The sequence below is a fragment of the Finegoldia magna genome (assembly GCF_002243175.1).
GTDB classification, from domain to species: Bacteria; Bacillota; Clostridia; order Tissierellales; family Peptoniphilaceae; genus Finegoldia; species Finegoldia magna_J.
On record NZ_NDYF01000012.1, the window covers coordinates 113624 to 127125 of the forward strand.

A 13502-nucleotide genomic window follows, 5' to 3' on the forward strand; every position below is an offset into this window, starting at 1 on the left:
CACAAATCATTTCGAATTCTGTGGTCTTTTGTACTATCTTTTTTGTTGATAGTTAGTATTTAGTTAAATTGACAACTTGATCACTAAAAAAAAATCTTAATTATTTTTCATCTCTCAGTGCATAATTCATAGCAGGGTCATTTCCTATCATGTAATCTGCAAAAGATTGCTCAGCGTGGAAGTCTGGTGTAAGCATGTTTTCATCGAAGTCATAGTTTCTGTAATTGTGATTGTATAAATCTTGAATGGTATAATCAGATCTGATTAAAGTATCACCATAACTGCAAATACTTTTAATACTGCTTATATAAAACACATTATTTATTCCGAATGTATTATTTATAGAACTGCTTGACTCGGTGCCGATGATTTCTATATTATCAATATTTCTCATTGTATTGATACAAGCCTCTCCTCCTGCAGAATATGTCAAATTTCCAATCAACAATTTGATTTTTATTTCTGGGTTTTGTAATTTATATAACGCAATTTCTTTTAATATCGGACTATAAACATAAGATTGTCCTCCAGTATTAAATCTAACATCTATAATGATTTTCAAAGGTTTATTAGTTTTTAAATTCTGATTCAACTCTTTTTCAAATTTATTTATACTGTACTGATCATTTTCAGTGCATGAGTTAAAATGTATTATCAAACTATCATTTTTATTTTGAAGATAAAATAGTTTTTCTCTGATGTATATCTTATCTAATGGATTAATACTAATATTACTTATTTTTTTAACTTCATGAATATTTTCAAATCCTATATCCTTATATATTTCGTTAAAATCTGATTTTATTTTTTTTAACTTCCACTTTCCAGTTTTTATTGGTGTAATTTCTTTATAATATGTTTTACCATTTTTTTCTAATTTAAATTGGACTTTTTCACCATTTACTATGTTTTCTTTTTTTAGAAAATCATAATACATTATCCCTCGCATTGAGTTTGTTTCAGTGAAGATTTTATTTTCCCCATAAAAATACTTTGAAACTTTTTCTATTACTTTTTTTATAGGTACTCCATTAATATCTAAAATTTTAGCGGCTGCTACATCTTTATTATCAGAATAGTATATGTAATATCCATCTTTGAATTTCATAAATCTTATTGGCAAAATTCCTGTATAATAATCATTACTTATTCCAAAATGTCCTTGTCTCAGACTAGATATCAGTCTTTTACATTCCATCTGAGTATCAATAATTGTATGAGCTTTCTCGTTTTGGATTGCTTTTTTACACTCTTTCGAAAAATCCTGTCTCGAAATGCTATCAAATAATACGTGATTTTCCAACACAAATTTTTCGATTCCTTCTATGGTATTTTCATATTCTTCTTGGGATATTTCATCTTTAAGATTGATATCCTCAGTTTCACCATATTTTCCATCTATTGAATACATTTTATCTAGCATATAAGATGGAACTTTTTGCACACTATTGTCATAATTAAATCCTGAGGTAAGTATAATAAAAATTATACTTACTACAAGCTTTAAATACATTTTTTTATTTGTATTTATTTTTGATTCCTTCAATTCCATAATAAATATTTTCTCCAGTCAAACGCAATTAAGTATTATGTTTCCACAAGGATAATATTTTTTACTGGACAAGATATGCCATTAACTGTTGTACAAGGACTACTACTATTTGTTACTACTCAGTGATTTCTAGCGTCCATTAAAATTTTCATATACTTTATCCTCGAACTTGATATACCTTCGCCAATTTTATTTTTTGAGAATACTATTCTCTAACTACCTTTTTTAATTTCATTAATTAATAATAGACTTCAACTTATTAATTAACGAATAATCTCCTTCATCTCTAAGCGCGTAATTCATAGCCGGATCATTTCCTATCATGTAATCTGCAAAAGATTGCTCGGCGTAGAAGTCTGGTGTAAGCATATCACCTTCATAATCATAGTTTTTATAATTATGATTAAATACATCTTCCCTTTCATAATTTTGTTTAAATATTCTTATCCCATAATTACAATAAAGTTTTAGACTTTTGATATAAAACATACTATCAGAACCTGTTGTGTTTTTAATTGTAAATCCCGAATCAGATCCTATTACTTCAACATTATCCATTATTCTCATCGTTTGCATAGTTGCGGGTGCTGTTGCAGAATATGAATTATTACTTATCAATACTTTTATTTTTGTATTTGGATTTTTTATCTGATAAAATGACATTTCTTTTAAAATATATGGGTAAATGTAAGTACTACCTCCCCCATTGAATCTTAAATCCACAACTATTGTAGAAGGCTTACTTTCATACAATTTTTTATTTATCTCTTTCGAAAAATCGAAGATATTAAATTCTGCATTTTCAAAACATGAATTATAATAAATTATTAAATCTTTGTTTTTTATTTCAGAATAAAAGTTTTTTTCAGCTTGATTTATTACATCTAGTGGTTTAATGCTAACAGAATCCTGATTATTCATTCTATTTACAATCTTAGCTTTATTCATAAAATAAAAATCAGTATTTTTAGAGTCCAATTTCCCAAATTCCCATTTTCTGAAATTTTGAGGAATTACATTTTTATAAAATATTTTCCCATTTTTTTCTAATTTAAGTGTTATTTCATTGTCACTTACTATATTTTCGCGTCTTAAATTATCGACTATTCTAATGTTTTCAATTGCAAATAATCTGGATATATTCTTGTTTTCACCTAGAAAATATTTTGATACTTTCTTTTCTACCTCTTCAATTGGAGTATTATTTATTGCTAAAAGTTTGCTTCCTAGGATATTACTGTATTGTTTGTTGCATTTTTTTATGTAGTAACCATCTTTTAACAGAATTAAATCTACTGGCAATTCTTCAGTAAAATATCCTGACCCAAATCCAAGATGTCCTTGTTTTAAACTTGACGCCAGTACTTTTAAATCTAATATCGTATCTACTATTGTATGTTCTTTTTTATCTTTAATAAATTTGTCGCATTCTTTTGAAAATTCTTTTCTGGATGTATTATTAAAGATTATATGATTTTCTTTCAAAAAGTTTTCTACATCTTTTATTGTTTTTTCATATTCTTCTTGTGAGATTTTAGTTTTCAAATCAACCGTAATTTTGTCTTCTAAATTGATATTTTCTTTTGTAATAATTTCACGTATATATTCAGGAACCTCTTGCACATTATTTGAATATGTAAATCCTGAACAAAAAGTTAAGAAAAGTAAACTAAGTAGTGTTTTGCTAATAAAGCTAATTAATTTTGTCTTTTTATAGCTTATAGAAATGTGTTCTTCTGTCTTGTTGTTTTTCACGCTAATTTCCACTCCTTTTGATTTTAAAGCACAAATATTGCAACTTATTTCATATTTGACTTCTAACTTGTCGATTTTAATTTCAATGAGATTTATTTTGAATTTTAATGTTTTTATTCGAATCGTGTAACGTTTTCATAATATTAAAATAAAAGTCTTGTTATTAATTCATATTATCTTTTATTGATTTTTTTGTCAACAGTTTATTTATTTGATGTTTTAATATATAAAGATTGATACGGATTAGTTTTTGTTCTTTTGTTTATAAATCAGATTATCCATAATAAACAAGTATAGATATTATCCGCTTTTGCTAACTTTATTTCATTTATTTGATAAATCTATAAGTATTTGTTTTTATATCGATACAAAATAATTTCTTGTTGGAAATCATAATATAAACTAAAAAACAGGGGCATAATCTAAATGTCCCTGTTCAATCTCTAATATTATTATTAAAAATCCAGTGTATCCACAAATTGTAATATTTCTAATAACTTCGTTCTTTTTTTGAATGTTTTCTCTATGTTTTTCTTCAAATATTGGTACAAATCATCGTTTTTAGCTTCGAAGGATTTGATTTCCATGACAATATTCATGTATTTTTTGTCTTTGTATGTGCTTTTTAATCTCTTTCGATAAATTTCCCATACTTTTCCAAATGTTTTGTCTTTGTCTTGTTTGATAAGTTCTTCTACGAATAGTATAAAATAATACGAATCGTGTATTGATGACAAGTTTTTGAACACATTCGTATAATCTTCTTCGTTCAAATATTTCTTGGTTTCTGATATGATTTCTTTCTCCATTTCAATTGAGTAATTATCATTGTCCAAGCTTTGTGAAAGCATGATTACATAATCGTTGATTAATTTGAATGTGGATTCTTTGTCGTCGACTTTTGAGTATTTGTACAAGAATTCTCTCCATTTGGCTATGAATTTGGTCATGTAATTCATAAGTATATACGTTCTTACATCTATTGTGAACACGTAATTGGATGTGAAGATGAAGAATTTTTTGAAATATTCAAAATATTTCAATAGCGCATCTGATATCATGCTAATGGATAATGTTGTGACTATTTCTTGGCTTTCTTCTGTCAATTCGATGTTGCCTTTTAATAGTGACGGACTATTTTCATATTGTATTAATTTTTTGATTGCGTATACAAATAGATACGAATATGATTGATCATCTTCGATTTTGTCGAATAAATCTTGTAACATATCAAAATCTTTGTCTTTGATGAGATATAGTATCGTCTTTTTGTGAAGTTGTACTTCGCTCATATCGCTGTAGTAATTCACAACTGAAGAAAATGAATTTTCTTGTTCACGTTCCACTAGGTCAATAAGTTCGATGTCGCTGTTTCTGTCGTTGATGTATATGTCGTTGATTTTAAGAAGTTCTTGTTCGCTATTTTCGTTTTTGAATGCGAATTTCTTCTTGTTCCAATCGTAGATGCTTAGTCCATCTGTCCCTGTTTTTTTGTATATTAAAAAGTTGTTTAATCTAAAAATATCGTAATTTTCCATAGCTTAAATTATATACAAAAAAAGCTACCAAATCAAATTTGATAACTTTTTTATAAAATATGTAGTTTAGATTATATACCCACAGATATTTTTAAAGCTTCATCCAACTTTATCAGAACTCTATCGTCAAAGCTACCTACTTTTTCACGAAGCCTTTTTTTATCAATAGTTCTTATTTGTTCAGCTAAAATAACTGAATTTTTCGGTAAGCCGTACTTGGATCGTTCTATTGCCACGTGTGTTGGTAATTTAGCTTTATTTATTTGTGAAGTAATAGCTGCTATGACTACGGTTGGACTGTATTTGTTTCCCACATCATTTTGAACAACAACGACAGGTCTTACACCACCCTGCTCAGATCCAACAACAGGGCTTAAGTCTGCGTAAAATATGTCTCCTCTTTTTACTTTCATAAACTCACCCTATAAACTCTTCGCTATTTTAAGAACTATTTTTATTATATCCAAAACACTTCAAGAAATCAATATAAAAAACTTGCCCAACTTAATAGCTGGGCTATGTTTAGTTGATTTTTTGTAGATAGTCGCACACTTCTACGACTTTTCCATTTCTAGTGTAAATCCTAGGAATTCTCATTGTAACTCTACACAAAAGCTCATAAACATTTGTGTTTGCCATTTCTGCCAAATCATACAACGAGATTTCTCCCATGTCATCTTTACCGAACAACAAAACTTTGTCGCCGACTTTTACATCTCTAATGTATGTTACATCTATCATGATTTGATCCATGCAGACTTTTCCCAAAATTTTTGCTTTTTTGCCGTTTATAATAACATAAGCTTTGTTGGATAATTCCAATGGATAACCGTCAGCATATCCGATTGTCGCTGTTGCAACTACTGTTTCAGAGTTTGTCGTGAATGTTCTACCGTATCCAATGTCTGTTCCTTTTGGAACTGTTTTAATCATGGACACCGTTGTGTAGAGTGATGATATTTCTTCCAAATTTAGTCTGGAATTTTCTCTTACATAATCTGATGCGTGATATCCGTAAAGTCCAATTCCACATCTTATCATATCCAAGAAATATCCGTGAATTATCGCTCCAGCATCATTTGCTATGTGTTTTATTGGAACAGTTATTCCTCTGTTTTCCACATCAATCATAAAACCAATGTATGTATTGTATTGTTCTTTTGTGTAGGAATAATCTTCGCTATCAGCATCTGAAAAATGGCTGTAAATTCCTTGCAACACTACATTATCCATTTTATAGATTTTGAAGATGTCTTCCAAGCATTTATCTTTGTCAAGTCTAACTTGAAATCCTAATCTTGTCATTCCTGTATCGATTTTGATGTGAACTTTGCATATTTTATTCAAACTTTTTGCAACGTTATTGATTTCAACTGCAGTTTCATAATCGTAAACCGTTAATTCGATGTTGTTTTTGATTGCTACTTCAATATTTTCATTGGAAATGTATCCTAAAATCATAATTGGTTTGAATATTCCATTTTTGCGAAGTTCCAAGGCTTCATTTATATTGGACACTGCAAAGTAATCTATTCCCAAATATTCCAATTCTTTTGTGATAAATGCTGCGCCTTGTCCATAAGCATTAGCCTTTACAACGGCACACATTTTGACTAAATTGCTGATGTTTTTGATTTCTTTGTAATTGTGTTTTAATTTGTCCAAATCAACCTTCAAATAACTTTGATACTTAAACATTATTTCTCCTTACACGCATTGATTGCTTCCGGTAAATTTCTAATAATATCCGATGCAATAATGCTGTCCTCTCCTATTTTTTGTTTTGCAAAATCTCCAGCCAGTCCGTGAATGTAAACTCCCAATTTACAAGCTTCGAACACATCTCTGTTGTGCATGAAACTTGTAATAATTCCCGACAAACAATCGCCACTTCCAGCAGTCGCCATTCCCGCATTTCCAGTATTATTTACATATATTTCATCATTTTTTGCGACAATTGTGTGATGACCTTTGAGAACTACGATACATTTATGTTTTTTCGAAAAATCCGCGGCGACCTTTTCGCGATTTTGATTGATATATTCTACATCCAATCCCGAAAGTCTACTAAATTCAAGCGGATGTGGAGTTATCGCAACAGAAAAATCATCGTATTCTAGTTCACTGAAGTCTTTTATTGAGTTTAATCCATCTGCATCTATCAACACTGGTTTATGAAAATTTTTGAGTACAAATTTTATCAATTCATAATTTAATTTGTCTTTTCCCATACCACAACCTATTGCGACACAGTTTTTATTGGATATATATTCTAAAATCTGAGAAATAGAATTTGTACTCAATTTTTTGTCGACACAATCAAGTGGAAGTATTATATTCTCAACGGATTTAATTTGCATGATTTCCGAGATAACTTCAGGGACAATTGTGTAAACCAATCCACTACCACAACGAAGTGCTGCCATGCTTGCCAAGTATACGCTGCCACACATTCCATTGGATCCACCGACTATGCAGACTCTTCCGTAGTTTCCTTTATTGGAAAAAGGATCGCGTTTTTTTATTGTAAAATCCATTTTAATCCTCCAACATCAACACGCACATTGCTATTGCGTATTCTTCATCGTGGGAAATGGATGCATCAATATCTAAAACTTTTGGAAATTTATCTGTATTTAATTTTACAACTAATCCATCGTCATGTATAGACTCTACATCCATAAAACTCATTTTACCAATTCCAGTCTTCAAAGCTTTTGACACTGCCTCTTTCATGCAAAACATTCCCGTAATCGTCTCAAAATTACGATTTTTGGATTCAATGTATGAAATTTCACGTTCAGTGAAGACTTTTTTCATAAATTTATCCAGATTTTTGATGTTTTCTATTCGTGAAACCCTCAGAATATCAGTTCCACATCTAATCTTCATTTTTGATTCCTTCAAATTTTTCCAAGAATTTATTTCTCAATGCTAAAAAATCTAGTTTTTCGATATCTTCCACGCTTTCCACATTTTTTACGAAATCTTCTACGATTTCTCCAATTATTTCGAATGAATTTTGTGAAAAATTATTAATATTATATGATTCTGACAAGTATTTCATGCTTTCTTTCATTAACTTATCCGTCAAAATATCTTGGTAAGTTTGGTTGATATTGCAGTTGCTGATTTCTTTTTCGATGACTTTTTTAATGGAATATATCACATAATACACAAAGTCCATAAAAATTTCGTTGTTTTCTCTGTCATCAAGCGCAAATAATATTGACAAGCAGAAGTTCCAGTTGAAGTCCTTGTCCAATCTGCTATTAAGTCCTTGTGCAAATGAAGTGTGAATGTAATCTCCAAATTCCATATCTGAAAAATCATACAATTCACCAAAACTAATAGGCTTGTTACTTATGGCATTGACCTTGTTTAGTATGTCGATTAGTCTTTCTTCGTATTGTTTTTTCTCCAAAACATCCATTACAGAAAACAAATAATCGCTTACTACATTTGCGATATTTCTCATATCTATTACAAAACCTAGGTTGTATTTTAGTTTGAGCATGTATCCATCGTGAATCATTTTTGTTATGATGCTTTTAAATTGTTGTCTTGTAGCGTCATCTTCGTTGGATTCCACTGTCATCATTTTTTTGTAAACGCTGTTGAGTTGCTTGTCGATAATTGTAAGGTTATTTTTGATTGAGTACATCACATCACGTATCAAATCTTCTGTCATAACGTAGTTTGAATTTTTGTACAAAATCGAATGATCTACCTCTCCCCAGAACACATTGACCATGGATTTGATTTGCACTTCGAAATTGATTTTCATGTCGTCATTTTCAACGAAAATAGCGTCGATTTTATAAATTTCGAACCCGTTTTTTTGTTTTTGTGGTTGTGGTTGATCCAGGTTAAGTCTGATTCTCATATCATACTTGGAATAATAGTAGCCATTGTCATCTTTGTAATAAAAAAGTCTTTTCAAATATTCGTACAAATCTTTTTCATTTTCGTTGAAACGACATTCTATTCTAACTCCAATCAAATCTGGAAATAGATTGAACACATCCTCTACGTCTTTACATTTTATATAATAATTTTGTTTTAGTATTTTTTCTTTGATGCTGTCTTCTTTTTTTACACGTGCGTTAATATTAATAACATCTTCGTTTGTTTCAAAAACTTTACTGAAAAACTCTTTTGTTTCTTCTGCAACAAAGTTTATGAATTTGTAACGACTATTAATTAATTTAACAGCATCATTCATAAATTGAAAAATTCCAGCTCTCATTTTTATTCTCCTTTTTATTGCTACTATTATTTTACCATATTTAAGCTTTTCACAAGCATCAAAAAAGAGCACTGCGTGTGCTCTTTTGATTTTACAATTTATAGAAACTTCATCCTGTTAGGATTAATGTCTCGTTCTATTTCGTGAAAGCCCTTGATTTCGATGTTGTTTTCTTTTATGATTTTTTCGATTTTCGGTTTGTCTTCCAAGTTATCGTACAATATAGAAATCCCACAACACACATCCAATACTCTTGGTGTTGGTGCAATCGTAGCTTTAATAGAATTTTCTTTGATTAAATCGTAAAGTTTTTGTCCATTTGCCACATCTTTGAACAAGATGTAGTTCATTTTATCTGCCATTTTCAATCATTTCAACGAATGCTTCAATTCTTGTCTTCAATTGTTCGCTGTCTTCGTCTGTATAATCAGTTTCAATTTCCAATACTGGAATGTTGTGATCTTTAAGTTCTTTTTCTACAATGTGACCTTCTGTATCGTAAATGTTACAGAATTTTAAGTTTACATCGATTACACCATCAACGTTGTATTCTTTTGCAAGTCTGATGATGTCGTCAACTCTTTCAGTGTTTGGAGTGTAACATGCGCAGTTGATACCTTTCATGTATCTATCTGTTAGGTGATCAACCATTTCGTCCATAGTTTTTCCAGATTCATCTACAGTTAATTCAAAATATCTTGAACCTGTACACATTTCTTCACATACAACAGCTGCTCCACTTGATTCAATGATGTGGTGTAGTTTCCAGTTTGGAATAGACAATGGAGTTCCTGTTAACATTAATCTTGTAGCGCCTTTTTTGTATACGCTAACGTTTTGTTCTTTTCTCTTATCCAATTCATCGCATAGTTCATTAACTTTTTGCGCAAATCTTGTTGGATCATCGTAGAATGCGATTTGAGAAATCAATAAGCAGTCTTTACCGCTTATTGGAACATTGTCTAATTTACGGAATTCCCACAATCTTTGCATTGCGCGTCTTTTGTTGTTGATTAAAACAATTGCATCGTGAAGAGATTCTGGAGTTAATTTGTTGCCAGTTAATTCTTCGATTCTAGCAATGTATCTGTAAACTTCGTCTTTGAAGAATTCAACGTCTTTGTCTCTTTTCATTTGTGGCAAATCAAAGATGTACATTGGAGCATCTTTTGACATGATTTCCCAAGCTTTTTTCTTACCGTCGCAAGTTGTTTCTCCGACGAATAAGTCTGCAAGTCTAAAGAATGGACAAGTTTTTTCAAATCTGGCACCTAGAGATGCTTTGATTAGTGGACATGTTGCAGTTGGAAGATATTTTTCTCCACCTGGTACCCAGAATTGTGATCCTGAACACAAACCAGTATTGATAGCTCCACAACCAAATACTACTTCATCAGGAACGTGAATACAGAATGTTCCTACAACTTTTCCGCCGTTTTTTTGGAATTCGATTAATTCAGCTGGTCTAATCCCGTGGATTTCTGCAACAACCATGTTGAAATAATCCATTTTTTCTGGTCTGTTTTCTTGTGATAAATATACATCACCAAATGCTTGTGGTAAAACTTCACACAAAACGTCGTGTTGATCGACATCCATTCCTAAATCTTCCCACATTTTTCTGTAATCTGCCATTTAAATACCCCCTAGTAAGTAATTACATTATCATCATAATCAAATTGGCTACAGTTATTAATCACATAATCAGGTTTGAAATCAAATTGCCTGTACTTTTCATCTATGTATTCAAAACCTTTTTTTGTAAAAATGTCGTGATATTCACCTTCACAAAAATAGCCTTCTTTGATTAATTGATCAAATTTTTTGTACACTCCAGCTGCTGCCTGAAGTTTAACCGATGATTTTTCCCTAAAAGAATCATCTATATGTCGTTTGATGAATTCTATTCTTTTGTCGATGTCGAAGATAAATTTAGAGAAATATTCCACCTCGTATATTCTTCTCTCTTCAATATCACATTTTCTGAGATTGAATATAAGAGATGAAATTTCTCTGGATTTTTCGATTAGCTCATCGAATTTTTCTTCGTCAAATTTTTTGTCCAGTTTATCTTCCAAATACTCAATTAAAGATTTGTAATCCCTGTATTTGTATACGAAAACATCCTTATCAGTTTTCTTTTTCAAAGTTTCGTAGCGAATTTTACAACTATCATCTACAATGAAAAACGATGAACTGAACATAAAAGGACATCTTCCAAGTTCCAAATAAGCAAAAGAAGAATTCAACATATCACAGTAATTATTATCCGAATAATCTTCTGTGACTTCCCTATCCATTCCATAAGAATACACTGTTGTTACTCCAAAACTCTCAACGATTTCCCATGGAACTCTGCCCCACAATGAAACAACAGTTGTTGATTTACTCAAAGTGAGGGCGTCGATATATGCGTTTTTTCTAATATCCAAATAATCCATTATCTTGCTAAGACTGCTGCTCCTATTGCTCCAGCAAATCTTGCGTTTTCATTTGTCTCTACGGTTGCTGACAAAAGTTCTGACAAGTGTTCTGTCATATAATCATTTCCCGAAAAACCTCCAGTTAAGAAATAATAATCCGTAGCAGGAAGTCTGTGAACCAAAGTCTTCACTTTATTAATGATAGAATTAATTACACCACAAGCAATATCTTCTTTTGGTGTGCCTTTTCCAATTAGAGAAATGATTTCTGTTTCAGCAAAAACCGTACACATTGAAGAAATTTTGACATCTTTTCCAGTTCTTGCCAAATCAAACATTTCGTCCAATCCAACACCAAGACGGTTTGCCATTACTTCCAAAAATTTTCCAGTACCAGCAGAACACTTATCATTCATGATGAAATCTTCCACCATACCATTTTTGTAACTTATAGCTTTTGTGTCTTGTCCTCCAATGTCGATAATAGTCATATCAGTATCGTTGAAAAAACTTGCGCCTTTTGCGTGGCATGTTATTTCTGTAACGACTTTGTCTGCAAATGGAACAGAAACTCTTCCATATCCTGTAGCAACAACTTTACTATTATCTTCGTTTACTCCATTTGATTCTAACCATTCTTTTATAGTTTTGCTTGTTTCAACAGAACTCCAGCCTGTTGGCATAACTTTTTTGAAAAGAATTTCTTTTTTTAAATCATCTAACACAACTACTTTTGAAGCAGTTGATCCTATATCAATTCCTACATAATACATATTTATCACCATCTTCATTATAACATCAAACAAAATTTTTTTCTGATTTATAAGATTATTCAATAAATCAAGGCTTACTTATAGAAAAAATTAATAAATAGAAATGTGAATTAAAAAAAGCCTCGAAAATTAATTTCAAGGCTCTCATTCTTATCCTATTACTATAATATTTCCCCACCATCTAAAAATTGATTGTGACAATTCGTTTGCAGCATATAATCTGTCTTTTCCTTTTGGTTGACCATTAAAATACATTTCTCCCCAATTGTTTGGATCGTAAACTTCAAAATACAATCTATTATTGATATGAGTATATCCTTTGACAACTAAGAAATGACCTCCTTGGTAGTTGTAAAATCTACCAATGTTTGAATTATTGTTATTATTAAATGAAATAAATCCAGTATTCACACAAACAATTGCAATGTTTCCATTATCCAAAATATCTGTCAAAGTATCTTCTCCATTGTATACAATTGTACGATTTGGAACTCTTTGATCATTCAAATATTGTGATACAGTATTTGTTGACCACCATCCACCTTGCATAGGATAACGATCTCTTGCACCAGCTGCTGTTGCGATTGTATTTCTATTAAACCATTTTTCTACCATTACACTTGAAGATGGGCCACAATTTGAGTTACTAGCCCAGCCAGTATTACCTTGATCTATGTACCAATTATAGTTTCTATTGTTGTGTACTTCTTGTCTTACTGCGCCTGTAAAAGTAGGTGTTACTAAAACTACGATTGCCATTAAAAGCATTAATATTTTTTTGCTAAATTTCTTCATATTTTTACTCCTTTAATTTTATTTTTAAAAAGAAGACGTTTTACTTATATTTATAACCTCCTTATTTTATTTTTCTTCTTTTTATTACCTAAATTATTTGGTTTTATAACAATTAATTTCATAATTCTATGTATTCTCTGCAATTATGTTATCGTTTACAAAAACATTATAACACTTAAATTTAAATTTTGAAACAGTTTTGAATAATCATAACCACCAGCTTAGCTGGTGGTTTGCTCTGCCCCTATAAGGGGCTGTTGCCTGCAATGCACCTTGTGCATATTGAATGTCCGACAGCTGCACTACATTCTCAATTGACGCTAAAGCGCCTCTTTCTTCTTTTTATTTTTTATTCTTTTTCCCAGTAAATGGGTCTATATACTCTTTCAAACTTATTTGGTCCGCTATATAATCTTC

Annotated in this window: 13 protein-coding genes and 1 pseudogene; all 14 read right to left on the minus strand. The window is 30.6% G+C overall.

The features are described from left to right. Window positions 1-100 precede the first annotated feature (100 nt). Complete coding sequence (locus B9N53_RS05075; RefSeq protein WP_242432405.1) at window positions 101-1552, minus strand: hypothetical protein; 1452 nt, start codon at window positions 1550-1552, stop codon at window positions 101-103. A gap of 234 nt (window positions 1553-1786) precedes the next feature. After that, entirely contained in the window at window positions 1787-3307 is a 1521-nt protein-coding gene (locus B9N53_RS05080; protein ID WP_242432406.1) for a hypothetical protein, read from the minus strand. A gap of 455 nt (window positions 3308-3762) precedes the next feature. After that, entirely contained in the window at window positions 3763-4845 is a 1083-nt protein-coding gene (locus tag B9N53_RS05085; protein WP_094203964.1) for a phage tail protein, read from the minus strand. A gap of 71 nt (window positions 4846-4916) precedes the next feature. Next, window positions 4917-5258: a type II toxin-antitoxin system PemK/MazF family toxin gene (locus tag B9N53_RS05090; protein ID WP_002835111.1), complete on the minus strand. Its 342-nt coding sequence runs from the start codon at window positions 5256-5258 to the stop codon at window positions 4917-4919. 109 nt (window positions 5259-5367) lie between these two features. Then, entirely contained in the window at window positions 5368-6543 is a 1176-nt protein-coding gene (gene alr / locus B9N53_RS05095) for an alanine racemase (protein WP_094203965.1), read from the minus strand. Then, complete coding sequence (locus B9N53_RS05100) at window positions 6543-7382, minus strand: NAD(P)H-hydrate dehydratase (protein WP_094203966.1); 840 nt, start codon at window positions 7380-7382, stop codon at window positions 6543-6545. The genes alr and B9N53_RS05100 overlap by 1 nt, the downstream gene beginning before the upstream one ends. A 1-nt stretch (window position 7383) precedes the next feature. Next, complete coding sequence (acpS, locus tag B9N53_RS05105; protein WP_094203967.1) at window positions 7384-7737, minus strand: holo-ACP synthase; 354 nt, start codon at window positions 7735-7737, stop codon at window positions 7384-7386. Beyond that, complete coding sequence (locus B9N53_RS05110; protein WP_094203968.1) at window positions 7727-9094, minus strand: GTP pyrophosphokinase; 1368 nt, start codon at window positions 9092-9094, stop codon at window positions 7727-7729. The genes acpS and B9N53_RS05110 overlap by 11 nt, the downstream gene beginning before the upstream one ends. A 98-nt stretch (window positions 9095-9192) precedes the next feature. Beyond that, a complete protein-coding gene (locus B9N53_RS05115; protein WP_242432407.1) occupies window positions 9193-9456 on the minus strand; it encodes a DUF3343 domain-containing protein in 264 nt (87 codons plus the stop codon). Continuing rightward, window positions 9446-10729 carry a double-cubane-cluster-containing anaerobic reductase gene (locus tag B9N53_RS05120; RefSeq protein ID WP_094203969.1) on the minus strand — a complete coding sequence of 428 codons (1284 nt, stop codon included), beginning with the start codon at window positions 10727-10729 and terminating at the stop codon, window positions 9446-9448. Before B9N53_RS05120 ends, B9N53_RS05115 begins: the two co-directional genes overlap by 11 nt. A gap of 11 nt (window positions 10730-10740) precedes the next feature. Further along, window positions 10741-11535: a 2-hydroxyacyl-CoA dehydratase family protein gene (locus B9N53_RS05125; RefSeq protein ID WP_094203970.1), complete on the minus strand. Its 795-nt coding sequence runs from the start codon at window positions 11533-11535 to the stop codon at window positions 10741-10743. Continuing rightward, entirely contained in the window at window positions 11535-12290 is a 756-nt protein-coding gene (locus B9N53_RS05130; RefSeq protein WP_094203971.1) for an acyl-CoA dehydratase activase, read from the minus strand. The genes B9N53_RS05125 and B9N53_RS05130 overlap by 1 nt, the downstream gene beginning before the upstream one ends. A gap of 150 nt (window positions 12291-12440) precedes the next feature. Next, on the minus strand, window positions 12441-13085 hold the full coding sequence (locus B9N53_RS05135; protein ID WP_094203972.1) for a hypothetical protein: 645 nt from the start codon (window positions 13083-13085) through the stop codon (window positions 12441-12443). Between the two features lie 342 nt (window positions 13086-13427). Continuing rightward, window positions 13428-13502, minus strand: a pseudogene (locus tag B9N53_RS09575) (IS200/IS605 family transposase); the annotation flags it as partial.